General features: G+C 46.1%; 24 protein-coding genes and 1 pseudogene. 12 read left to right on the plus strand and 13 right to left on the minus strand.

Features of this window, described 5'->3' with window-relative positions; genetic code table 11:
- The first annotated feature begins 42 nt into the window (after positions 1-42).
- The 7 genes from rpsP to Q4A73_RS01575 all read left to right on the plus strand — a co-directional run bounded on the left by rpsP (position 43) and on the right by Q4A73_RS01575 (position 3848).
- The gene (gene rpsP, locus Q4A73_RS01545; RefSeq protein WP_303205676.1) at positions 43-270 is read left to right on the plus strand and encodes a 30S ribosomal protein S16; all 228 of its coding nucleotides are present in this window, start codon (positions 43-45) and stop codon (positions 268-270) included.
- 2 nt (positions 271-272) lie between these two features.
- Positions 273-521, plus strand: coding sequence for a KH domain-containing protein (locus Q4A73_RS01550; RefSeq protein ID WP_303205677.1), 249 nt, complete (start codon positions 273-275; stop codon positions 519-521).
- Entirely contained in the window at positions 508-1041 is a 534-nt protein-coding gene (rimM, locus tag Q4A73_RS01555; protein WP_303205678.1) for a ribosome maturation factor RimM, read from the plus strand. The genes Q4A73_RS01550 and rimM overlap by 14 nt, the downstream gene beginning before the upstream one ends.
- Positions 1038-1742, plus strand: coding sequence for a tRNA (guanosine(37)-N1)-methyltransferase TrmD (gene trmD / locus Q4A73_RS01560; protein ID WP_303205679.1), 705 nt, complete (start codon positions 1038-1040; stop codon positions 1740-1742). The genes rimM and trmD overlap by 4 nt, the downstream gene beginning before the upstream one ends.
- An 8-nt stretch (positions 1743-1750) precedes the next feature.
- A complete protein-coding gene (gene rplS, locus Q4A73_RS01565; RefSeq protein WP_303205680.1) occupies positions 1751-2107 on the plus strand; it encodes a 50S ribosomal protein L19 in 357 nt (118 codons plus the stop codon).
- 71 nt (positions 2108-2178) lie between these two features.
- Positions 2179-3522: a class II 3-deoxy-7-phosphoheptulonate synthase gene (locus Q4A73_RS01570; RefSeq protein ID WP_303205681.1), complete on the plus strand. Its 1344-nt coding sequence runs from the start codon at positions 2179-2181 to the stop codon at positions 3520-3522.
- Positions 3519-3848, plus strand: coding sequence for an ArsC/Spx/MgsR family protein (locus tag Q4A73_RS01575; RefSeq protein WP_303205682.1), 330 nt, complete (start codon positions 3519-3521; stop codon positions 3846-3848). Before Q4A73_RS01570 ends, Q4A73_RS01575 begins: the two co-directional genes overlap by 4 nt.
- On the opposite strand, the gene Q4A73_RS01580 is transcribed toward Q4A73_RS01575, so the two are convergent.
- From Q4A73_RS01580 to Q4A73_RS07320, 9 genes and pseudogenes are all read right to left on the minus strand, one after another.
- Positions 3845-5986, minus strand: a complete 2142-nt coding sequence (locus tag Q4A73_RS01580) for a polyribonucleotide nucleotidyltransferase (protein WP_303205683.1) — start codon at positions 5984-5986, stop codon at positions 3845-3847. The two genes, Q4A73_RS01575 and Q4A73_RS01580, sit on opposite strands and share 4 nt — an antisense overlap.
- A gap of 58 nt (positions 5987-6044) precedes the next feature.
- Positions 6045-8090: an LPS-assembly protein LptD gene (locus Q4A73_RS01585; RefSeq protein ID WP_303205710.1), complete on the minus strand. Its 2046-nt coding sequence runs from the start codon at positions 8088-8090 to the stop codon at positions 6045-6047.
- Positions 8080-8532, minus strand: coding sequence for an RDD family protein (locus Q4A73_RS01590; RefSeq protein WP_303205684.1), 453 nt, complete (start codon positions 8530-8532; stop codon positions 8080-8082). Before Q4A73_RS01590 ends, Q4A73_RS01585 begins: the two co-directional genes overlap by 11 nt.
- The gene (purD, locus tag Q4A73_RS01595) at positions 8529-9779 is read right to left on the minus strand and encodes a phosphoribosylamine--glycine ligase (RefSeq protein ID WP_303205685.1); all 1251 of its coding nucleotides are present in this window, start codon (positions 9777-9779) and stop codon (positions 8529-8531) included. The genes Q4A73_RS01590 and purD overlap by 4 nt, the downstream gene beginning before the upstream one ends.
- A 239-nt stretch (positions 9780-10018) precedes the next feature.
- Entirely contained in the window at positions 10019-11437 is a 1419-nt protein-coding gene (locus Q4A73_RS01600; protein WP_303205686.1) for a hypothetical protein, read from the minus strand.
- Positions 11438-11483: 46 nt separating this feature from the next.
- Positions 11484-12308 (minus strand): hypothetical protein, encoded by an 825-nt coding sequence (locus Q4A73_RS01605; RefSeq protein WP_303205687.1) that lies wholly within the window; start codon positions 12306-12308, stop codon positions 11484-11486.
- A pseudogene (locus Q4A73_RS01610) lies at positions 12301-13113 on the minus strand (DNA adenine methylase); the annotation flags it as partial. The pseudogene Q4A73_RS01610 and the gene Q4A73_RS01605, both read right to left, overlap by 8 nt.
- A gap of 19 nt (positions 13114-13132) precedes the next feature.
- Positions 13133-14668, minus strand: coding sequence for a glutamine-hydrolyzing GMP synthase (gene guaA, locus Q4A73_RS01615; protein ID WP_303205688.1), 1536 nt, complete (start codon positions 14666-14668; stop codon positions 13133-13135).
- A gap of 2 nt (positions 14669-14670) precedes the next feature.
- The gene (locus tag Q4A73_RS07320) at positions 14671-14925 is read right to left on the minus strand and encodes a lipoprotein (protein ID WP_368492639.1); all 255 of its coding nucleotides are present in this window, start codon (positions 14923-14925) and stop codon (positions 14671-14673) included.
- Here Q4A73_RS07320 and Q4A73_RS01620 point away from each other — a divergent pair.
- Positions 14821-15270, plus strand: coding sequence for a hypothetical protein (locus Q4A73_RS01620; protein WP_303205689.1), 450 nt, complete (start codon positions 14821-14823; stop codon positions 15268-15270). The two genes, Q4A73_RS07320 and Q4A73_RS01620, sit on opposite strands and share 105 nt — an antisense overlap.
- Positions 15255-17033 carry an excinuclease ABC subunit UvrC gene (uvrC, locus tag Q4A73_RS01625; protein WP_303205690.1) on the plus strand — a complete coding sequence of 593 codons (1779 nt, stop codon included), beginning with the start codon at positions 15255-15257 and terminating at the stop codon, positions 17031-17033. The genes Q4A73_RS01620 and uvrC overlap by 16 nt, the downstream gene beginning before the upstream one ends.
- Positions 17034-17062: 29 nt before the next feature.
- Here the strand turns inward: uvrC and recR are convergent, their stop codons facing one another.
- The 3 genes from recR to Q4A73_RS01640 are packed head-to-tail and all read right to left on the minus strand — an operon-like array spanning position 17063 to position 19544.
- Positions 17063-17641 carry a recombination mediator RecR gene (gene recR, locus Q4A73_RS01630; RefSeq protein ID WP_303205691.1) on the minus strand — a complete coding sequence of 193 codons (579 nt, stop codon included), beginning with the start codon at positions 17639-17641 and terminating at the stop codon, positions 17063-17065.
- Positions 17638-18873, minus strand: coding sequence for an ArsS family sensor histidine kinase (locus Q4A73_RS01635; RefSeq protein ID WP_368492640.1), 1236 nt, complete (start codon positions 18871-18873; stop codon positions 17638-17640). The genes recR and Q4A73_RS01635 overlap by 4 nt, the downstream gene beginning before the upstream one ends.
- Entirely contained in the window at positions 18873-19544 is a 672-nt protein-coding gene (locus Q4A73_RS01640) for a response regulator transcription factor (RefSeq protein WP_303205693.1), read from the minus strand. Before Q4A73_RS01640 ends, Q4A73_RS01635 begins: the two co-directional genes overlap by 1 nt.
- A 104-nt stretch (positions 19545-19648) precedes the next feature.
- On the opposite strand from Q4A73_RS01640, the gene dnaJ reads away from it, so the two are divergent.
- Positions 19649-20758, plus strand: a complete 1110-nt coding sequence (dnaJ, locus tag Q4A73_RS01645; protein ID WP_303205694.1) for a molecular chaperone DnaJ — start codon at positions 19649-19651, stop codon at positions 20756-20758.
- Between the two features lie 3 nt (positions 20759-20761).
- Here the strand turns inward: dnaJ and Q4A73_RS01650 are convergent, their stop codons facing one another.
- Positions 20762-21928: a peptidoglycan DD-metalloendopeptidase family protein gene (locus Q4A73_RS01650; protein WP_303205695.1), complete on the minus strand. Its 1167-nt coding sequence runs from the start codon at positions 21926-21928 to the stop codon at positions 20762-20764.
- Between the two features lie 117 nt (positions 21929-22045).
- Between Q4A73_RS01650 and Q4A73_RS01655 the strand changes: the two genes are divergently transcribed.
- A complete protein-coding gene (locus Q4A73_RS01655; RefSeq protein ID WP_303205696.1) occupies positions 22046-22771 on the plus strand; it encodes a plasminogen-binding N-terminal domain-containing protein in 726 nt (241 codons plus the stop codon).
- The gene (locus tag Q4A73_RS01660) at positions 22771-24150 is read left to right on the plus strand and encodes an FAD-linked oxidase C-terminal domain-containing protein (protein ID WP_303205697.1); all 1380 of its coding nucleotides are present in this window, start codon (positions 22771-22773) and stop codon (positions 24148-24150) included. Before Q4A73_RS01655 ends, Q4A73_RS01660 begins: the two co-directional genes overlap by 1 nt.
- Positions 24151-24162: the final 12 nt, after the last annotated feature.

Genomic DNA, 24162 nt, shown 5'->3' on the forward strand with positions numbered 1-24162 from the left:
TTTTAGTATCTATAATTGAATTTTATTTTCTAAGGAGCAAAAATGACAGTCGTAAGACTCACAAGAATGGGAAGGACGAAGCGGCCTTTTTATCGCATCGTGGTAACCGATAGCCGAAAAAGGCGCGATGGGGGCTGGATAGAGAGCCTTGGCTATTATAATCCTATGGTTGAGCCTGAGGTGATCAAATTTGATGCGGAGCGTCTAGCCTACTGGAAGGGCGTGGGGGCGAAACTTAGCGCTAAGGTCGCTGCGATTACAAGCAAGTGATTATGGTAGAAAATTTCCTTGAAGAATATGCAAAATTGATCGTGGATTATCCTGAGAAAATTCACACGCAGAGGGTGGATTTGGGGGATGATTTTGTTGAAATTTTTATCTTTGCCGACAAGGCAGACACGGGAAAACTGATCGGAAAAAATGGCAAAACGATCAACGCCATCAAAACGATCATTTCGGCCTATAAAAGCAAAGAGGCCCTTTCCTACCGCGTAACGGTAAAAGCGATTGAGGAGTCGTGATTTGGTTTTGGTCGCGAGGCTTGGAAAAACCATAGGCCTAAGAGGATGCATCAGGCTTCATAATCTTAGCGACTTTCCCTCTCAGTTCAAAAAGGGCGTGAGCTTTTTTTGCGCGGGCAAGCAGCTGGTCATTAAGGCTTACAATCCTTCAAATCGTAGTATTTTATTTGAGGGCTATGAGAGTGTGGAAAAGGCCTGTGAGCTCACAAATTTAGAGCTTTATCAGAGTGTGGAGCGGACGCGAAAGCTTTGCAAACTGAAAAAGGATGAATTTTTTTATTTTGACATTCTGGGGTGTGGGCTTAGGATTCCTGAGCGCACTCTTGGGTTTGTGAGGGGCATTGTTGAGACGGGGGGGGGTTATCTTTTTGAGGTTGAAACCGATGAGGCGCTGAAAAATGCAGGTTTGCCCAAGATTTTTTTTGTGCCTTATGCGGATAGGTTTGTTTCAAGCATCGATACGCAAAAGCGTGAAATTCTCTGCAAAAATGAAGCCTATTTGATCTTGGAAAATTCGTGAAATTCAGCTTTGTTTCTTTGTTTCCACATTTGATAGAATTTTATTTTAAGGATTCTATTTTGGCAAGGGCTTTGGAAAAACAACTTTTCGAGCTTGAATTTTACAATCCCAGAGCCTTCAGCACAGATCCGCACAAAAGGGTTGATGACTACAAAATAGGCGGTGGCGCTGGGCTTTTGATGCGCGCTGAGCCTTTGTTTGCGACCCTAGAGTCGCTAAAAGCATCCAGTAAGGAGCCTCATTTTATCTTTCTTTCGCCCAGTGCTAAAACCTTCAACCAAAAAGACGCTAAAAGGCTGAGCAAGAAAAAGCATATTGTCCTTGTGTGCGGTCGCTACGAGGGTATTGATGAGCGGGTCGTGGAGGAATTCGCCAACGAGCTTTTTAGCATGGGTGATTTTATTTTGACGGGAGGGGAGCTTGCGGCTCTTGCCTTGTGTGATGCGATTTTGAGAAATGTGAGCGGAGTGCTTGGTAATGCGGCGAGCTTGGAGGAGGAGAGTTTTGAAAACCATCTCTTGGAGGCCCCTTCTTTCACAAAGCCCTTTATTTTCGTAAAACAACCCGCAAATTTAACCACACCTTCAGCCTTTTTAAAGGGTAACCACTCTAAAATCACGGCTTTAAAAACTACTTTGGCGTCTTGCAAAACGAAATTTTTTCGTCCCGATTTGTTTTTGGAGTATGGACGCAGGAAATAAGGATTTCTATGAAAAATAAATATATCGAGCAGTTTGAAGCGAAGCAGATTGAGGGTAAAAATGTGCCAGATTTTCGCGCTGGGGATACCTTGAAGCTTGCCATTCGCATCAAAGAGGGCGACAAAATGAGGGTTCAAAATTTTGAAGGCATTTGCATCGCAAGGAGAGGAAACGGGGTCGATGAAACCTTCATCGTGCGTAAAATCGGCGCGAACAATGTCGGCGTTGAGAGAATTTTCCCGATTTATAGCGAGAGCTTGGAGAGTATCAGCGTCCTAAGACGCGGTCGTGTGCGAAGGTCAAAGCTCTTTTATCTTAGAGACAGACGCGGCAAGGCAGCGCGCATTAAGGAGCTTAAAAAATAATTTTTCCACATTGATGGGGCCTTGCAAAATGGCTCCAGTGTTTGCGATTTCAAATTTCAAAGAGAGAATTTATGCAGTGGTCTAAGCATTCTTGGAAAAAATATCCCGCCAAACAGCAGCCCATTTACCCCGATGAAAACGCCCTCAATCAAATCTTAAATCGCCTCGAAAAACTCCCACCATTGGTCTTTGCAGGTGAGGTTCGCAATCTCAAAAAAGCCCTCGCTAAGGTATCTCGGGGCGAGGCTTTTTTGCTGCAGGGTGGTGATTGTGCGGAGAGTTTTGAAAATTTTGGAGCCGACAACATACGCGACATGTTCAAAATTTTGCTTCAAATGGCGGTGGTTTTGACCTTTGCGGGAGGTTGTCCCGTGGTGAAGGTCGGACGCATAGCAGGACAGTTTGCAAAGCCCAGAAGTGCTGACTTTGAGGAGCTTGGCGGCGTGAGCTTGCCCAGTTATAGGGGCGACATCATCAACGGCTTTGATTTTGACGAAAAGGCTAGAATTCCAAGCCCCGAAAGGATGCTTGAGGCCTATTATCAAAGTGCGACCACTTTAAATTTGCTGCGTGGTTTTGCTAAGGGTGGGCTTGCGGATTTGCACGAGGTGCATCGCTGGAATTTGGGCTTTGTGAGGAAGAATGAGCTTTGCAGGCAGTATGCGGATTTGAGCGAAAAAATTTCCGAGAGCCTTGCCTTTATGGAGGCTTGCGGCATCAGCACGAACAACACCCCCAATCTAAGAGAGGTCTCACTCTACACCTCGCATGAGGCTCTGCTTTTGCCTTATGAGTCGGCACTGACGCGCACAGATAGCCTCAGTGGCGAAATTTATGACTGCTCTGCGCATATGCTTTGGATAGGGGAGCGCACGAGGGATCCCGATGGGGCGCATGTGCATTTTTTAAGCGGCGTGAAAAATCCCATCGGCGTGAAAATCGGGCCCCAAGCTGACTTTGAGGACATTCTCAGGCTCTCAGAGCTTTTGAATCCTCTCAACGAGGCAGGGCGCCTTAATGTCATCATTAGAATGGGTGCGGATAAGATCGCTAAAAAATTACCCAAAATCTTTAAAAATTTGCAAAAAGAGGGTTTGAATGTGATTTATAGCATCGATCCCATGCACGGCAACACCATCAAAGCGGGTGATTTTAAGACGCGAGAATTTGAAAAAATCATGCAGGAGCTCAGATTTTTCTTTGAGATCGCAAGAAGCGAGGGCGTTTATGCTGGGGGGGTTCATCTTGAGATGACGGGGCAGGATGTTACCGAATGCACGGGCGGCGTGAGTAAAATCACCGCCTCGCATTTGCGAAATCGCTACGAGACGCAGTGCGATCCAAGACTCAATGCCGACCAGGCCCTAGAGCTTGCTTTTTTGATCGCTGATTTGGTGAAAAAGGCTAGGGAATGAAGCTTTATGGGATAAAAAATTGCACCAGCGTGAAAAAAGCTATGGATGCCCTGAGGGCTGGGGGCTTGGAATTTGACTTTTTAGACATCAAAAAAATCGATGAGGGGGTTTTGGATTTTTGGCTTTCACAGAGGGAATTTAAAGAGCTCATCAATACAGCAGGCATGATGGCAAAAAAACTAGCCCTCGACAAACAGGCTCTTGAAAATTTAGAAAAAAGCACCCTCAAAAAGCTAGTTTTAGAGCATCCAAGCTGCATCAAGCGCCCCGTGATAGAGCACCAAAATCGCATCCATGTGGGAAAAGAATACGAGGCCTTGATTTAATCCAACCAATCCACCGAAATTTTATCGTTTTTAATTTCGCTAATTTTCACTCTAATTCTATCGTTTTCGTTTAATTTATGTTTTATTTTTGAGTGGTGCAACAAACCATCCACGCCATTTTTAAGACTCACAAAGGCCCCAAAACTTGCGATCTTCTTAACCTCACCGCTGAATTCATCCCCGATGCTAAAGCCCGACAAATCCTTGCCCTTGCTAAAATTCCTGCCCCTTGTGCCGCTTGTGATGTTGATGATATAATCTTTTGCGGCCTGCACCTGCTCCCCTTCACTCCCTGCGATCTTGACCTCACCCTTTTCGCGGTCAAGATCTATGGAGACGCCGAATTTTTCAATGATTTCTTTGATGGTCTTGCCCGCCTGCCCTATAATATCCACAATCTTGCTCGGCTCAACGCTAAAAAGCTCAAGCTTGGGCAAAATTTCCTCATTGACCACGATTTGCCCCTCCGCCTCCTCCATAAGCCCCAAAATATGCTCCCTCGCCTCCCTAGCCTGATAAAGAGCCTTCTTTAAAATTTCCCGCTCGATGCCACCCAGCTTTATATCCATTTGCAACGCCGTGATACCATCCCTACTCCCCGCGACCTTAAAATCCATATCCCCATCATGATCCTCAAGCCCCATAATGTCGGTCAAAACGGCATATTCTTCCCCCTCCAAAACCAGCCCCATCGCCACGCCTGCCACGAGCTTGATGCTAGGCACTCCCGCCGCCCTCAGAGCCAAAGATCCCCCGCAAACGCTCGCCATAGAGCTCGAGCCGTTGCTTTCTAAAATTTCACTCACCAGACGCACCACATAGGGATAATTCTCATCCACGCTAGGATACAGGGCTCTCTTGGCTAAATTCCCATGCCCTAGCTCCCTGCGACCGGGCGCCTTCATGGGGCCTGCCTCGCCCACGCTAAAGCCGGGAAAATTGTAGTGAAACATAAAGCGCTCGCTGAGGGGGTTTTTTTCACTCAGGCTATCGCTAAGCTGCGCGTCATTCTCCCCACCCAAGGTCGCCACGACTAGGGCTTGGGTTTGTCCTCTCGTGAAAAGGCAGGATCCATGCGCGCCCGGTAGGATGTTCGTTTCGATTTCGATCGGGCGCACCTCATCGAGTCCCCTCCCATCGGCGCGGCGTTTCTCCTCTAAAATTTGCCGCCTCACCAGCTCTTTTTTGACGCTTGAGAGGGCGTTGAGAATTTCCTCCTCGCTGAATGCGCTCTCCTTTAAAATTTCTTGAGCGATCTTCTCCAGCTCCCCCGCCCTTTCGCTTTTTGCCATTTGATGAAGGGCCTTTTGGATCGCGTGGGTGAAGTTGTCTTTGATGAAATTTAAAAGCTCGCAATTTCCCCCCTCGCTTTTGAGCCTTAGCGTCTCTTGCTTGCGATGCTTGTTGAAGGCCTCTTCATAGGCATTAGAGCCGTTTGAAATGGCCCTTTGTGCTAGGGCTAGGGCGCTTAAAAGCTCATCCTCACTAAGCTCGTTCATCGCCTGCGCACCAAGCGCTACGGCCTCCGCAAAGCCCGTCTGGATGAGGGATGCGTCCTCGCTTGTGCTGGGCAGAGCGCGCATTTCTATCATCAAAAGCTCATCCTTAAGCCCGGATACAAAAAGATCCAAGGTGCTTTCCTTGAGCTTTTTGTTGCTGGGATTGAGCACAAATTCCCCACCGATGCGCCCTATCCGCACGGCGCAAACGGGCGCCTTGATGGGAATTCCACTCAGGTATAAAGCCACGCTTGCCGCATTGAGGCTCATCACCTGCAGATCGACCTCCTCATCGGCAGAAAGTACCATCACGACAATCTGCGTGGGGTAGGCATAGCCCTTAGGAAAAAGCGGCCGCAGACTCCTGTCGATGATGCGCGCGCTGAGGGTTTCGCTCTCGCTGGGCTTGGCTTCTCTTTTGACATAGCCTCCGGGAATTTTACCCACCGCGTAGGTCTTTTCGATGTATTGCACCGTGAGGGGTAAAAAGTCCTCCTCGACTAAATTTTCCTCTCGCGCTACGGTGGCTAAAACCACGCCCTTACCAAGCCGCATCAAAACCGACCCCGCTGCCTGTCTTGCGACCTTATTGAGGTCAAAAAATTCTAAATTTTGATTGATTTGTATGCTGTATTGCATGCTCTGTCCTTTTTGGTTATTGTGTCAAATTTTTAAAAATATTTAGCAAATTTCCCCATCAAAGCTTGTTTTCGCTTTCTTGCAGAGAAAAATCATAATCCACGCCGCCAATGGGGTAGAAATTAAACACAAAATAAATCCCGCTTTGATTTTTCGCGCTAATGCCCCCACTAGTAAGCTGCGGATCGATCCTCTCCCTATACACCAAAGAATAATTCCAGCACTTTCTTTGATAGCTGTATCCTAGCTCCCACATATTGGTATGCGCCCTGCTCACATCCAGCCAAACCCCGCCGAAAATGTTGTAATTTGGCGTGGCGAGGTGGTTTGCCCTCGTGCCGATGAAGCTGTATTTCCCGTAGGCGTCGTTTTGGTAGGCGTGGGAAAAGTCTAGGTTGAAGCGGGGTTTGATTTGAATTTGTGCCTGAGTGAGGACATTGCTAAAGCGCTTGTCAAGGTAGGAGTAGATGATTTCGTTGCTAAGGGTGATGTTTTCATTGTGATAATAACTGAGAAGATTTTTCAAGTCCTCAACTTTTTCTTCGGGATTGAGATAGCTCAAATCCACGCGTTGCTTGAGCCTTTTCTCCCCGCTTTCATCATAAAAATACTGCACGGCGTAGGGCTTGATATGCTCATCCACGCGCTCTAAATTCAAATACCCTTCTGTGATTTCTCCAGACTCAGCACCCGGTAAAATATAATCAAGCCCCAGACTTAAGGTGTGAAAAAAATTCTCATAAGATCTCGCAATGTCCGTATAGAGGCTGAACTCATGCGTGTTTTTGAGATAATGCTCGTGCTTTTTATCGGGATCCTTGGTGTAATTGACAAAGGAGGCACTGACTTTTTCCGTGAAGGTGAACTGCAAAAAATCCCCAAAAAAGGCATTGTGATAGGATAGAGGCAGGGTGAAATTCAAGCTATTGGCATAGGCCCCTATGCGCCTGTAGTAGTTGTTGAAAGAGCCGTCAAAAGAGTAGCGAATCCTCGCATCAAAGAAGGAATTTAAAAAGCGATGGTATTGCAAGGAGGGGTAATTTTGCAGGGTGTTTTTATTGTGAATTTTAGAGCTGTCGATGTAGTATTTCGCATAGGCGCCGTAAAAATTATTTTCATCGGCTAGAAAATAATGGATCTTTGAGGTAACGAGGGAATTCAAATCCTTATAATCGCGTTTGATGAGATTGAGATAATCCACATCGTTAAGATAGGTCGCATCGATCCACAAGCCTTCTTGAAAATTGTCCCCCAGCAAGGCCTTCACCAAATCCTCGCGCAGGTATTTGAGCTCCACGCCCAGGTGGGTTTGGTTTTTTAAATTCTCACCCACATAATAGCCCCTCTTCTCCCTAAAGCCTCCAAAATTCAGCTCCCCCATCGAAGAAGGCCCATCGATGAATCGCAGCACGGAGTGGAGCCCATAGCCTCGGTTACTCCTAAGCTGCGGGGTGAGCTGTAGGTCCCAGTTCTCCTGCACGGCCGCGTAAAAAGGCTGCTCGTAATAAAATCCTTCCTTGCCCTTCAGGGCCATTTTGGGCACTAAAAGCCCTGTTTTGCGCTGCGTATCAGTGCTGAAGCCAAAATAGGGCAGGTAAAAAACGGGGACATCCTTGATGTAGAGTTTTGCGTTGTAAAGATGGACAAAATTGCTCTCTCTATCAAGCCTCCCCTCGCTAAATCGTATTTGCCAGTCGGGATCTTCGACATTGCAGCTTGAAACCACGGAATTCGTGCTAAGAAACTGCGCATCGTCCAGGCAGCTCGTTTGACTTTGAAACCACACCTCCAAGTCGTTGTTAGAGAAAAAGAAATTTTCAAAATTTGCCTTGTTGGTGTTGAGATTGATTTTGGCGTAGTTTGAGTGGGAGCGCTCGTTTTGTCCTCTTAGGATATTCACATCCCCAAAAAGCTCAATGTCCTTCGTTTTTTCATCATAAATAGCCCTCTTAGCCGTGATGAAATAAAAATCAGAAAAGACCACCACATCATCGCTTGCGCTAAGAATGTGTCCCTCTTTTTTAGCGTTTAGCGCGTAGATATTAATTTCAGCGGCGTTTAGGGCAAAAACCCCGACACAAAGCAAAGAAATTTTACGCCACATCAACAACTATAGTCCTTGCCACATAATCCTGCCAAGTTTTGCGATAAACATTACCCAGAGCCCAGACAAGGCCCAGAAAAAAGGCCATATTGCTAAGATACCGCATCGCAGATCTCAGGCAGCTTTGCACCAGAGTGGGCCTGTCCAAAAGCTCCTCATCCAGAATGAGAATTTTGCAGGCCATCTTCCCCAAGCTCGCTCCGTAAAAATAGGTAAAAATAGCGTGGTAGCTAAACTGCAGGAGCAAAAATCCCAGCCAGAAATTGCTTAAAATTCGCACGATTTGCACCGCATCGGCTCCGCTTGTGAATTTTTCGTAAAAAATGATAAAAACGATGCAAGTGATGATAAAATCATCGATCACATAGGCTATGACCCTCTTGGAAAAACTCGCGATTTTGATATTTTCTCGCTCCAACCTCTCTAGCAAATCTTCTTTCATGGGCTAACCTGATGCGCGATGTCTTTTCTAAATTTTTTGCCCTCAAAACGCACCCTCTCGCAAAGCTCATAGGCCGCCTTTTTCGCCGCAGCTATACTCTTGCCCACACCCACACAGACCAGAATGCGTCCCCCATCGGCCATCATCCTCCCCCCCTGCATGCTCACCCCAGCGTAAGAAATGTGGGAATTTGGCGGGATGCTTTCAATGCTAATGGGCCTTTTCGGTGAGGATTTATAGGGGTAATTTTCACTCGCGCACACCACGCCCACGGCAAATTCTTGCCGGATGATGGCGCGGGTGGTTTTGAGCTCTCCTTGCACGGAGGCCATGAAAAGCTCGAGAGGGTTTTCGATGAGGGGCATCAAAACCTCGCACTCAGGATCGCCAAAACGCACATTAAATTCCAAAACGAAGGGCTCATTTTCCACGACCATAAGCCCCGCAAAAAGCACCCCGCAAAACGCCTCGCCCTCAGCCCTCATCCCCGCCAAAGTGGGCGCTATGATGTCGCTTTTGATCTTCTCCAAAAGCGCCTCATCGGCTAGGGGGCTTGGCGCGTAGGCTCCCATGCCGCCGGTGTTGGGACCCTCGTCGTTTTCAAGAAGTCTTTTGTGATCCTGTGCGGCGGGCAAAAGCACAAAATCCTCCCCATCGCAAAGGGCAAAAACGCTCAGCTCAAAGCCGCTTAAAAATTCCTCCACTACGATGCTCTCCCCCGCCGCGCCAAAGCTCTCGCCACTTAGCATCTTTTGCGCTTCCTGTTCGGCCTCTTGCCTGCTTTTGGCGATGATGACGCCCTTGCCCGCGCAAAGCCCATCGGCCTTTACGACTATGGGTGGGGTGAGGGTGGCGATGAAGGCTTTTGCGGCGTCTAAATTTTGCGTGCTTAAAAATCGGGCGGTTTTGATGCCCTGCCTTTTGAGGAAATTTTTCATAAAAATTTTGGAGCTTTCAAGTTGCGCGGCTGCCTTTGTGGGGCCAAAAATTTTAAGTCCAAGCGCCCTAAAGGCATCCACAACGCCGTCAGCCAAAAAGGCCTCAGCGCCCACGATGCAAAGATCGATCGCCTCTTTTTTTGCGTAAAGGGCGAGGGAGTGGGGGGGTAGGGGGGCTAAATTTGTGCCAAGCTCGGCTGTGGCGGCGTTTCCGGGGACGAAGTAGAATTTGAGATCATTTTCCGTGCGCTTTAGGGCTAGGGCGATGGAGTACTCCCTAGCGCCGCTGCCCAAAATCATAATTTTCATCATTTCTCCTAAGATAAGACCCAAACAGCCGCTTGGTAAAGACTGACCCCAAGAAGTCAAAGAAAGCCGCTAGGCGATTTTTAAAGGCTGCAACTTCTCGCCTTTCTCAAAGCTCAAGCGAAGCCACAGAACACGGTAAACCGCACAATCGCAACTGATAAAAATGCGTTGGATCACTTTAATATCGCAAACTGTCCAGGCCGAAAAATTATAGCCTCATCTAGCTTAAAATTTCGCCGCTAGATGAGTTTAAATTTCGTTTTGCCCGTTTTGTCAAAATGCTTTCCCTGCAAAATAATATCCGCCACACTCTCCCAAACATGCCTCTCATCGATATAGACAATGTCAAAATTATTATCACGCATCAAGGACTGGTAATTGACCTTTTTGGGGGCGTATTTTACGATGTAGTAGGGGTTGAGGGCGAAAATTTCAACCTTAATCTTACAGAGTAGATCAAGATCTGAGGTCACGACGAGGAATTTTTTCCTCTGCTCCTTGGTAATTTTTTGGATATAAACTAAAAGTTTTTGATCGAAAGGATTGAGAGCGGCTTTGTTGAGGCGGCTTAGATAGTGCTCGGCAAAGGCTAAAGAGCAGAAAGAATTTTCTATATTGCTGCGTGTGAAGTAAGAATTTTTCACTCCAGAAGACTTGAGGGAAAGCTTCCAAATTTTCATATCCATGATCGTGGCGCAGAGGTTTAGCCCCGTAACGATCTTGGCGAAAAGCTTTTCTCTTGAAAGCTTGAACGCGTTTTCAAAAATGACGAAATTTTTCTTGTAAAAGTCTTCGCGGATGGCGTCCAGCCGCTTTAGGCTCGTGCGGTAGTAGTTGGCTTCTTTGGATAATTTATCCAATCTTTCTTGCTTGGCTTTCATTTTATCGGGGTCTGCATTGCTAGCAGCTTTCAAATTCATCTCAAGCTTGAGGGTCTTCATCTGCGCTTCAAGGGAGGCGGCGCGATTTTTCCTCGTGTCTATCGTGGCGATGAGGGCTTGATAGTGGCACTGCAGGGATATGAAGATTTCGTTAAAAATTCTAGTGATGTTGATGATTTTGTGCTTGTCTTTCATGTCGTTGTAGGAATTTTCAAGATGCATCACGATGCTTTTGAGGGAGCTAAATTGCGTCTGGTCTATGTGATTGTCCATAAAAATGAGCGTGTCTAGGGACTTGTTTAAGAAACGCTTAAGGATAAAATAATCCAAAATGTAAGGGATCTCACTCTCATCGCCGACATTGGCCTTCAGCGCCTCCACTGAAAGAATTTCATCGGTGAAGTATTTTTGTATGGCTTGGGGGATGGTGAAAGAGAGGGGGATTTTTTCTATCGTGTCATAATCTGTGCTCCTGTAAAGCTCGGTGATGTAGGCACTGCGGCGGGAATTTTGCAAATCCTCAAGCTCATCGTCATTATCGGTGCGCCAAAAATCATTCTCCGTGATGAAGTCGCCGCTTTTGAATTCTTGGTATTTTGAGGGGCGGATTCCTGTGATGTTTTTGCCATCGGAGCGAAATTCCACCAGCATACCCACGCTGGGCATGCTTCTTTTGTCGGTCCAAATTCTGTGGTTGAAGTCAAAAAAAACCTTAGCGGAATTGCTCACCGTGCCCCTGCCGGTTGAATCCACATAAATAGCTATTTTGCCGTGCATACTTTACCCTTGAAATTTTAAAGACTGGATTTTAACATAATAAATTCTACATTTCATCAAACGCGGCCCCTTCGCCGCTCGATGATTTTGCGAGAGAATTTTGAGGCCTTAAAATGTCCAAGTGCGCGTTGCGTTTGAGAAAAATGCTGTTGTAATTTTTCTCGTCCAAAAAGCCAAATTCCCACAGCAAAAACGCATCGCCCCTTTTTTCAAAAAATAGCGTGCTAACCTCTTTTTGCGTGTGGATACTCCACTGCCTTAGAGGATAGTAAAGCTGCCTTATAATCACATTTTTAGTATTGCTATTTTTAGTTTCCACTAAAACAACTCTTTTTCGACCCTCAAAGCCACTATCCACTTCAGTTTGCACGGATTTGACCTTGATATTTTGATAAAGCTTAGTATTGAAATCAAATTCTGGTGTGTATTTGCGTCCCCTTATGCTTAAAACAAGACTTTCATCTTGCATAAAGGTGCGGATAAGACTTGAAGCATAAGCAAAATCTAAATGTTGCATTTCGGAATCACCTACACTCGCACTTTTAAGCTCAAAATCTAGCTTACTTTTATAAGAAATGGCTTTCGTTTCTATGCTCGGTATATCCACATAACCCTCGCCCTTGCAAAGTATATATTCGCCATTTTTAATCGGCAAAATAAATAGCTCATTATCGATAAAAATTTGCGGTCTATCCTCTCTACTATCTTGCTTACATAAAACACGCACTTCTTTTTGTGAAGTTTTTTGAAAATCCTTAACGCATAGTTTAATTTGCTCAGCACTCAAATAAAAAGGCTCTTTTTTAAAATCGTGTTTAAAAATTTTTAAATCTTCATAAATTTTTTGCCAACTTTCATTATTTTTACTCATAATTTCCCTTAATTAAAAGCTCTGTTATTGTGCCACGCCCATTACCCTTACAGTTAATCGCTCTTTTTGCTTTAAGCTCTATAATCTCAAAATCCTTATAAAGCCCTCTAATAAAAGGCGTATTTGAGTTACTTTGTAGCACCTTTACACCCTTTAAATTTAGTTTTTTAAAAAGCTTGGCTAGTCTTTCTTGCTCTTTTTCTAAAAAAGTATCCGTATAGCTTACAAAACTTGAGGTTTTACTCAAAGGATAATAAGGCGGGTCAAAATAGATAAAATCATCTTTTTTCGCCTCGCCGCAAATTCTTTCAAAATCATCATTGTAAATTCGCACCTTTTGCAAAGCTAAAGATGCGTTTAAAAGCACTTCTTTTTCATAAATTTTAGGATTTTTATAGCTTCCTAAAGGCGTGTTAAACTCGCCCTTAGCATTGTAACGACACAGCCCATTAAAGCAAGTTTTATTAAGATAAATAAATCTAGCCGCCCTAAAAACGCTATCTTCATTTGCAAATTTTTTATCTCTATCCAAATTTCTTATTTTATAAAAATGCTCTTTGTTGTGATTTCTTTGAAAATTTTCTAAGATTTTTAAAAGCTCACTAAGATGATTTTGTAAGATTTTGTAGGTATTGATAAGCTCTTTATTTTTATCACTAAGAATTATTTTATCTTTTAAAAGTCCTTTTTGATAAAGAGTGAAAAATAAAGCCCCACCCCCCACAAAGGGCTCAAAATAAGCCTTAAATTTCACAGGTGCAAAGGGCGCGATAAGAGCCACCAAAGCCCTTTTGCCCCCTGCCCATTTAAGAAAGGCCTAAATTCTACTCCCATTCAATGGTCCCAGGCGGCTTTGAAGTGATGTCATAGACCACGCGGTTGATCCCCTCCACTTCGTTGATGATGCGCCGACTGACATTTTCCAAAAGTTCATAGGGCAGCCGCGAAAAAACAGCACTCATCCCATCGCTAGCATCCACCACGCGCACGCAAATGCTATTTTCATAAGTGCGGTTATCGCCCATCACGCCCACGCTTTTGACATTCAAAAGCACACAAAAAGCCTGCCAGGTCCTATCATACCAGCCGCCACTTTTGAGCTCCTCTAGCAAAATCGCATCCGCGCGGCGCAGCAGGGCTAAACTGGCCGCATCCACCTCGCCCATGATGCGTATCCCAAGCCCAGGCCCCGGAAAAGGATGCCTGAAAACAAGCTCCCTTGAAAGCCCAAGCTCCAGCCCCAAGGCCCTCACCTCGTCCTTAAAAATTTCCCGCAGGGGCTCGATGAGCTTTAAATTCATCCTCTCAGGCAGACCGCCCACATTGTGATGGCTTTTGATGGTCTTGCCAGCACCTGCGACCGAGCTTTCTATGATGTCCGTATAAAGCGTGCCCTGAGCTAGGAATTTCACGCCCTCGTGCCTCGCGGCCTCTTTTTCAAAAATTTCGATGAAGGTATTACCGATGATTTTGCGCTTTTGCTCAGGATCCCTCACACCCCCGAGGCGCGCAAGGAAAAGCTCCCTCGCATCAATGCTGATCAAATCAACCCCCAAAGTGTTTTTAAACACAAATTCCACCTGCTGCCTCTCCCCCTCGCGCAAAAGCCCATTATCCACGAAGACAACAAGCACCCGATCCCCGATCGCTGCGGCCAACAAAGCCGCGACCACAGAGCTATCCACGCCCCCACTCACCGCGCAAAGCACCTTGGCATCGCCCACCTCCTTGCGGATGAGGGCGATTTGATTTTTAGCGAAATTGCCCATATTCCACCCGCCCTCACAGGCACAAATTTGCGTGGCGAAATTCTTTAAAATTCCTCGCCCCCACTCACTATGCTCCACCTCAGGATGAAACTGAAGCGCATAAAAATGGCGCGCCTCATCGCCAAAGGCACAGTAGGGACTGTTTTCACTTGTGGCTAAAATTTCAAAATTTTGCGGCAGATTTTCGACCCTATCGGCATGACTCATCCATACAATCTGTCCGCTTGGCAGATCCCTAAAAAGCGGACTTTCTTTTTGGATTTCAAGCCTTGCCTTGCCGTATTCTTTATGTGCAGCAGGACTCACCCTGCCTCCAAAATGATGCGCCATCATCTGCATCCCGTAGCAAATGCCAAGCAGGGGCAGGGCCAACTCAAACACGCCAGCATCGCAAAAATAGGCATCCTTAGCATAAACGCTAGCCGGCCCGCCGCTTAGAATGATGCCCTTGGGGGATCTTTCTTGGATGCGTTTTAGGGGGGCATTGAAGGGGAGAATTTCTGCATAGATGCCCGCTTCTCTTAGTCTTCTTGCGATGAGCTGGGTGTATTGTGAGCCAAAGTCCAAAACCAAAATGCAATCTTTTTTCATCCTCACCACCTGTTTAAAATTTTGTAAGTTTTGATTGTTTTTGAGCCGTTTTGCTCAAAGCTTGTGTATGTGGGATCGCCCTTGTAGCCGCAAGCGCTCAAAGAAATTAAACAAAAAAATGCTAAAATTCCTCTATGAGAAAGATTAAGGATATGAATACCATAATCGCGGATATGATCGGTAAAAATGCGCATTTTAGTCCCCTGATGAATGCTTTTTACTGCAAAGATTTTTTCAGCCTGATGGGTCCCAAACATCAGCGATTGATCGCAAAAATTTTTATCAAAAATAAAATTTTATACCTCATCACGCATCACAATGTGGGCTATCAAGAAATGAACCACGATGATACTAAAACCAACATTAAATTTCTTATAAAACTCTACGCCAAGCAAAATCCTCAAAGTGCCTTTAGCGAGGTGGAGGGTTTGAAAATTTTCACCAAACGCTACGAGGATGACCCGCAGCCCCTCCCCCCTCCAAGGACTCAGAGGCAAAATATCGAACTGGCTTTGGGGGACTTTAAAAATTCTTTTGAAGATGAAAGATTGTTTGAGCTTTTTGAAAGGGTGAGGGGGAGGATAAAATGCAAGAAATCTTAAAAGAAAAGCTTGCAAATTTACCGCAAAATCCGGGCGTTTATCAGTATTTTGACAAGGAGGGCAAGCTGCTTTATGTCGGCAAGGCGAAGAATCTCAAAAATCGTGTGCGGAGCTATTTGAGCGCTCAATCAAGCGCACGCATCCAAAAGATGATAAACGAGGCGGTGCATCTGGAGGTCATCACCACGCATTCAGAGGCCGATGCTTTGATTTTGGAAAATTCCCTCATCAAGCAGCTGCATCCTAAATACAACATTTTATTGCGCGATGATAAGACCTACCCCTATATTTATGTGGATTTGAGCGAGGAATTTCCTAGCTTTAAAAGCACCAGAAGGCTCATAAAAAAAAGCAAAATTAAATATTATGGCCCCTTTTTCAAGGGCGCAAAGCAGCTTTTGGACGCGCTTTATCTTTACTACCCTCTAAGGCAAAGGCAGGGTTGCAAGAGGGCCTGCATCTTTCATCAAATCGCGCGCTGCCCTGCTCCTTGCGAGGGCAAAATCAGCCCCGAGGCTTATGGGGAAATTTTAGCCCGTGCGACCAAGGCCCTGCTAAATCCTAGCCTTTTGATTGAAAATTTACAAAAGCAAATGCTCAAGCTTTCTAAAAATGAGCACTACGAAGAGGCCGCGAAGCTCAGGGATAGCATCAGGACGCTAAGGGAGCTTGAGGTGAGGGTTGAGCTGGATTTAGCGAGGCTTGAGGATTTTGAAATTTTTGCCCTTGCTTGGGAGAAAAATTTGGCCTGCCTTTTGCGCTTTGTGGTGCAGGAGGGCAAGATCATCAGCGCGCATTCAAGGCTTTGCCCCCTCAAAAGCGAGGAGGAGCCCGATAAAAACTCCCTTTACAAGCAGTTCATTTTGGAAAATTTCAACAGCGACACGCCCCTGATCGCCCCGAAAATTTATCTTTATGAGGATTTTGAGGACAGGCCGCTTTTGGAGGATTTGCTCTCAAAGCGCTTTGGTAAAAAAATCCGCCTCATCCGCCCTCAACAGGCGCAAAAGAGAAAAATTTGCGACCTAGCCTTTCAAAACGCCCTTTTGCAAATTCACAACGCTCTCAAAAAAACGGACCTTCATTTCATGCAGGATTTTATGCGCTATTTTGCGCTTGAAAATTTCCCGGGCCGCATTGAAATTTTTGACTGCTCGCACCTGCAAGGGGTTGCTAGGGTCGGGGCTATGGTGTGTTTTGAGGGGGGGCGGTGGCACAAGGAGGCTTACCGCAGGTATCATTTGAGTGGTCGGGGGGATTTTGAGCAGATGCGAGAGCTTTTAACGCGCAGGGCGAAGGATTTTCAAAGCCTCCCAGCGCCTGATTTGTGGCTCATCGACGGCGGGAGCGTGCTGCTAAATTTAGCCAAAAGCATCATCAAAAGCTCAGGCGCCAATGTGGACATTTTGGCCATCGCCAAGGAAAAAATTGACGCTAAGGCGCACAGGGCAAAGGGCGCGGCGCGGGATAAAATCCACTCTTTGCGGGGGGAATTTCGACTGGATAGTGCGGATAAAAAATTGCAATTTTTGCAAAAATTAAGGGACGAAGCGCATCGATTTGCCCTTGATTTCCACCGAAAGGCGCGCGAAAAGCAAGACTTGGCCAGCTCAAGGCTCACAAAAGCAGGACTTAGCGGGGCTGTGGTGGATAAGCTTTTGAATTTTTACGGGGATTTTGAGGGGATTCACGCGGCGGAATTTGAAGAGCTAGCAGGCCTTGTGGGTGCGAAAAACGCGAGGAAGATCAAGGATGCTTTTTAAGCGCCGCTTTGAGTGGTGCTGCTTGGGGGTTAGTGGATTTTCGTGCGGAAATTTAAGGCCTGATGCAGGGAGATGAAGTCGACATTTTCCAAATGAACGCCGCTTGGGATTCCTTGGGCGATTTTGCTGAATTTCAGGGCCAAATCCTTAAGCTGCTCTTCGATGAAAAATATAATCGCATCCGAGCTCACGCTGTGGGTGAGGGCGAAGATCACCTCCTCGCTTTGCAGAGCAGTGATGTGGGCTCTTAGCTTGGCGATTTTTTCCTCGCTCAAATCATCCAAAACAAAATAAAAACCCTGAAAACTCCCGCTTTCTTCTAAAATCAACACATCCTTAGGATTTTCCACGATGCAAAGCAGTTTTTTTTCCCGGCCCTCATCGCTGCAAATTTCGCACAATTCATTTTCACTGAGCGCTCCGCATCGTTTGCAAAATCGTATGAAGCGCAGGGCGTTTTCGATATTGTGAGCGAGTTTTGTCCCTTCGAGCGGGCTTTTGATGCAAAGATGATAGGCAAGCCTTATGGCGGTTTTTTTGCCTATGGTGGGTAGGGAGGCGAAGCTTTGCACAAGCTCGTTAAATTTCTCTAAGCCCTTGTGGTTCATTGGATGCTTCCAAAAAGAACCTTAAAGCAGTGCTTGTGCGCTTTGTATTCATAAAGTAGGCTAAAGCCGTGCAGTTTGCACACTTCGGAGACGATATAAAGTCCCAGCCCCATGCCTTCTTTTTTGAGATTTTTATCACGCGTGAAGGCTTTGAGGTAGTATTCTATCGGCTCTTTTAGGGGCTCGCCTGAATTTTTAACGACAAAATGATCGATGAAGCACTCAAGCTCGCAAGTGCCCTCTTTGGAATATTTTAGGGCATTATCGAGCATATTTTTTAAGATGAGGGAAAAAATTTCAATGTCGGCGTTGATGATGGGATCGCTGTGCAGCTTGATTTTGATGATTTTATCAAAATCATCCCTCAAAAGATAATTTTTCGCTTCGTTCAAAAAGGCGCTAAAGGGGTTGTTTTTGAGATGGAGACTGTAATTTTTAGAAAAGAGATTTTCAATTTTTGCCAGCTCATTGATGAGGCGATTCATCCGCTCGAAAACTTCAATCAAACGCTTTTTTTGCTTCGCTTCTTTGGTCATTTCGGCGATGATCCTGCCCTTGCCTATTGGGGTTTTTAGCTCGTGCATTATGGTGCGCAGAAAAAGCTGTCGCGAGCGGATCAGGTCCTTATTTTTGCGGTAGGCCTTGCTGAATTCTGCAGCGATGGTGCCGATTTCATCATTGTCATATTGGCTAAAATCCTCAATTTCATTATGGCTGATTTTGATGATTTCATCCTTGAGCTGACCCAGCGGCTTGAGCGATTTGAAGAGAGAAATGTAGGTCAAAATGATGAGGACTACGAAAAATAGAAAGCTGGTTAGCAGGACATTATCGATGCGATCGTCTTCTTGGTCATAGGTGTAAATTTTTTGAAAAGCCTTGCAGTCCAAACTCAAATACATTCTCCAGCTGTAAAGCAGGGAGGAAAATTGGCAATAATTCGTAGTGTGCGTAAAGATCGTCCTACCCTCAGCGCGTATTTTTTCGATGAGCTTTTTATTTTTAATCTCCACAAGTCTCATATTTTCGGTATTGTCCGGCAAATTGCGTATGAAATACTCCTCAGTTTGCTGGGACAAAAAATATATGATTTCTCTTTGAACCGAGTTGATTTTTTCATTGTTGATTTTATTTTCCCTATCTAAAATCACAACAAAAAACACACACAAAAGCGAAAAAACAATAAAAAGCAAGCTTATAAGCTTGGAGCGTATGGAATACCTCTGCATCATTATCCTATGAGCTTATAGCCTATACTGCGTACTGAAAAAATGTGTTTGGGGGATCTGGAATTATCGCCGATTTTCACCCTAAGGCGCCCGATGATGACATCAAGGCTCTTAGAGTCCTTATCCTTGAGGCTTTTGCAGCCCTGCACCAGCTGCTCTCGCGGCACAGAATAGCCATGCTGCGCGATGAGAAGCTCTAAAATTTCATATTCTGCTGGAGTGAGAGTGAGCACCTTACCCTTGTAGCTGATTTCGTGCCTCTTTGCATCCACCTTAAAAGCAGAGTTGGAGTCGATTTTCGCTTCATTTTCTGTCCTCTTGCTGCGCCGTATGAGACTGATAATCCTCGCATACATTTCTTTGGGATCGTAGGGCTTTGGCAGGTAATCATCCGCACCGATTTGCAGTCCCACGACCTTATCACTCAAATCACCCCTAGCTGAGGATATGATGATGGGGATATGGCTTTTTTGCCGAATTTCCTTACAAATTTCCAGCCCGTCGATCCCCGGCAGGGTCAGGTCCAAAATGAGACAGTCATAAGTTCCAAGCTTATCTATAGAAATTTCTTTTGGGCTTTCGTGATTGGTGATTTTGATATTAAATTGAACAAGGTACTCCGACAAAAGCTGCGCAAAATCAGGGTCATCTTCTATCATCAAAATTTTAATCATCGCTTCGCTCCCATTAAATTCTTGCCCGATTTTATCTAAAATAAATTAAAAACTTGGTAAATTGCGCGCTTTGTTTTTAAACTAAATTTAAATAAGGGAAATGTGTGGAACTGAGTTATTATGAAATTTTAGAAATTGCGCAAAACGCCGACAAGGAGAGCATTAAAAAGGCCTACCGCAAACTCGCCCTGCAGTATCATCCGGACAGGAATCAAGGCGACAAGGAAGCTGAAAGCAAATTCAAACTCATCAATGAGGCCTATGAAATTTTGAGCGATGATGAAAAAAGAGCTCTTTATGATCGCTATGGCAAAGAGGGCTTGAGGGGCGCAAGTGGGGGATTTGGAGGCTTTTCAGATTTTGAGGATTTGAACGATATTTTTTCCAGTTTTTTCGGCGGGGGATCCAGAAGTCGCAAAAAGAGGTCCCAGGGCGAGAATTTTGACCTCAGTTTAGCCATAGCTCTAAATCTCAGTTTCAAAGAAGCCGTTTTTGGCTGCAAAAAAGAAGTGGAATTTAGCTACAAAAAGGCTTGCCAAAGCTGCAATGCAAGCGGGGCCAAGGGGGGCAAATTGCAAACCTGCCCCAAGTGCCGAGGCAGAGGGCAGGTGGGGGTGCAGCAGGGCTTCATTACCTTCGCGCAAACCTGCCCCGATTGCAGAGGAAGTGGGGAGAGTGCCGGTGAAAAATGCCCAGAATGCAAGGGTAGGGGCTTTGATGAGTTTGCGGATAGGGTTGAGGTGAGTGTGCCTGAGGGGATCAACAGCGGCATGAGCCTTAGGGTGAGTGCTAGGGGAAATGTTGGAAAAGACGGCTCAAGGGGGGATTTGTTCGTCAAAATTTTTGCCGCGGAGGATGCGATTTTCATCCGCGATGATGAGGACATTTACATAGAATTTCCCGTGTTTTTCACCCAGGCCATCTTGGGGCAAAGCGTGAAAGTGCCGACCATACGGGGCGAGGCGCTTTTGTCCCTGCCCAAAGGAGCCAAAGACGGGCAGCGCTTTGTGCTTGAAAATGAGGGCGTTAAAGATGTGCGAAGTTCACGCATTGGGAGGCAGATCGTGCAGATTGCGATCAAATTCCCTCACACCATCAACGAGGAGCAAACCAAGCTCTTGGAGCAGCTTGGTGAGAGTTTTGGCGTCCAAGACGGTGTGCATCAGGAGCAAAAGGGTCTGTTTGAAAAAATCGCCACTTGGTTCAAGGGCTAGGCTCTAAAATTCTATGAAATTTTCAAAGTCCTCTTCCTTGGGCGGATTAGGCCTGTCGTTTTCTATCGCTTCTTTGATGGCGCTTTCATATTCTGCGATTTTGTTTTGAAAATCTTTTTTGGACTTGGCGCTCAGTTCGGACTTGGCGATTTTGACCACAGAAAGCGGATTGATGGCCTTATTGTTGAGATAGACCCCAAAATGCAAATGCGGCCCCGTGCTCATCCCCGTCGAGCCCACATAGGCGATGAGCTGCCCCTGCTTGACCTTTTGCCCCTTTTTGACCTTCGCAAAGCGGCTAAGATGCGCATAAAGCGTGGTGTAGCCTGAGGCGTGCTTGATTTTGATGACCTTGCCGTAGCCATTTTGTGTGCCGATGAAGATGATTTCTCCATTTCCCGCACTTTTCACGGGTGTGCCTGTGGGCGCTGCATAATCCACGCCCAAATGCGCTCTGTAGCGCTTTAAAATGGGATGGTAGCGTGCGGTGGTGAAGTGGGAGGAAATTCGTGCGTGATTGACGGGTTTGGCGAGGAGGAAGGATTCTATTTCTTTGCCGTTGCGTCCGTAGTATGTGTCGTTGTAGAGGAAAATTTCTCTGGCGTTTTTGTTGATTTCAACCACGGCCATTTTGATGCTGATGTCGCCCCAAAGCTTCCCCATCCGCCTTTTTTGTGAGTAGTAAAGGGTGATTTTATCGCCTTTTTGGATGTTACGAAAATTCACACTGCCCTTAAACGAGCGCACCATGGCCCTTGCTAGGGTCGAGCTTTTACTCTCCTCATAAACATCCTGATAGGCCGAGTTTTTCACCACAAGGCGTAAAATTCTATCCTCTTTGATGTAATCTACGGGCGTGAAAGTGAGCTTAAACTGCTCCTCTTTATTCTTGTAAATGTGAATTTGAAGCTCATCACTGATGGGGATGAGGACCTGCTCGATGCGATTGTTTTCATCCTTTAAAATTTGATATTTTGCCTTGTAGGCGATTTCTGAGGCGAGTTCTTGATCCTCCTTGTCAAGCTCGTAATATAAAGACATGGGAATGGAATTTCTCTGTAAAAATTGCAGCAGGGTGTCGCCATTTTCCCAAATGTGCTCCTCAGTGCTTGAGAGCGCAAAGGCCCTCAATGAAAACAAAAAGCACAAAAATATCATTTTTTTCACCATCGCATCGCCCCGTTTGGATTAAACAAATTCCGCATTCTACTTAACTTTTCTTACGATTATTTAACGAAAAGCATTATAATGCCCACCCTAAATCACGCTGAATTTTAAGGAGTCCCTTTGTTGAAATTGCTTTTATTTTTCTTGGTTTTGGGTGTGAATTTATTTGCGGATTTTGATTTAAAGCCCGTCAAGTCAGAGCTTTTGAAGGTGGATGGGCCTCACGCTTATGTGAGGGATGAGCCGGGGATAAGGCTACACGCTAGCGGGATCGTCAGCCATCGCTTCAAGCACTCAAAAAGCATCATAGCAAGGGTGAGCGTCATCCAGAAGGAAAACGGCCTCGCCAAGCTTGAATTTAAGGTCTTCGACTCCCTAGAGCAGGAGGCCCTACCCCTGCCAAACATCCTGCCAGAAGTGGGCGATGAGGTGCTTTTGAATTTCCTCTACGACAGAGCCGTGGCGATAGCCCCAGACAGGACGAGTCACGATTGGCTCGTGCAAAAATTTCCTTCCCTATACTTCACGCACATCGATGTTTTGGGCGCGCAGCTCATCAGAGCCAATGCCCCAGCCCCCAAGCGCGCCGACTTTAGAAAATTCTGCTCGGACAATGCCGTGGGGATCTTAGCCTTCGCGCTCAGGGATAAGATCAAGCTGGTCGATTGTCAGGATTTTCATGTCCTTTATGAGGAGGATGTGGCTCTAAATTCCAGCACCCAGCAAGCGCCGTTTTATTCTAGGATAGAAGGCTACCGGAGTGATTTTTTCAACATAAATTCCGAAGAGATCGGGGATTTTTACCGCTACTATGAGACTCTGATCGACCCACTCAGAGCAAGATGATGCGCGCAGAATTTCAGGGCTTTTTCACGCGACTTTTGGGCGAGGAGAATGCCCACTTTGACCCCATCCACCGCAGGGCCTACAGCTATGATGCGACCAAGAAGCACTACCAGCCTGATGGGGTGCTTTTTCCAAGAAACGAAGAGGACATCATCGCCATCCTCAAATTCTGCAACGAAAATCGCATCCTCATCGTCCCACGCGGGGCGGGTTCGGGCTTTACGGGCGGGGCACTAGCGGTTAATGGCGGCTTGGTTTTGAGCTTTGAAAAGCATATGAATCAAATTTTAGAGCTTGATTTGCAAAATTTAGTCGCCGTGGTGCAGCCGGGTCTCATAAATACGCAGCTTCAAAAAGAGGTGGCTAAGCACGGGCTTTTTTATCCACCCGATCCTGCGAGCATGGAGTATTCTTCTTTGGGGGGCAATGTGAGTGAAAATGCCGGCGGGATGCGGGCGGCAAAATACGGCATCACGAAAGACTATGTGATGGCTTTGCGAGCGGTTTTGCCCAGCGGGGAGGTGATAAGGGCGGGAAAGCGCACCATCAAGGATGTGGCGGGCTATAATCTAGCGGGAATTTTAATCGCCAGTGAGGGGACCTTGGCCGTTTTGAGTGAGCTGACCCTAAAGCTCATCCCCATGCCGCGCTTTAAAAAGACGGCTTTTGCGAGCTTTTCTAGCGTGAAGGATGCGATGGATGCGGTTTATAAAAGCCTTGCGGGCGGGGTAAATCCTGTGAGTATGGAATTTTTGGATAATCTTAGCATCCGTGCGGTGGAGGCGAAATTCAACAAGGGCTTGCCTGTGGATGCGGGGGCGATTTTGATCACCGATGTGGATGGCAATATCATGGAGGCCTTGGATAATGATTTATCAAGGCTTAGGGAGTATTTTTTGCAAAATGGGGCCCTGGAATTTAAGATTGCGCAAAATGAGCAAGAGGCGGCGGACATTTGGTTTGCACGTAGAAATTGCTCGCAAAGCATCGCAATGTATGGCTCGTTAAAACTCAATGAAGACATCACTGTGCCGCGCTCTAAGCTACCCGAACTGCTTGAGGGTATCGAGAAAATTTCACAAAAATACGGCTTTAAAATTCCCTGCTTCGGGCATACGGGTGATGGGAATGTCCACACCAATGTGATGGTGGATAAAAATGACGAGGAGCAGGTGAGGAGGGGGCATGAGGCGGTGGAGGAGATTTTCAGGCTCACGGTGGAGCTTGGTGGGACCCTGAGCGGGGAGCATGGCATAGGGCTTTCTAAGGCGCCTTTTATGCATTTGGCCTTCAGTGCTGGGGAGCTTGATTTGATGCGAAATATCAAAAAAGCCTTCGACCCCAACAACATTCTCAATCCTTTCAAAATGGGGCTTTAGAATTTTACCCCA

Origin of the sequence: Campylobacter sp. (assembly GCF_030528245.1) — a bacterium.
GTDB lineage: Bacteria > Campylobacterota > Campylobacteria > Campylobacterales > Campylobacteraceae > Campylobacter_D.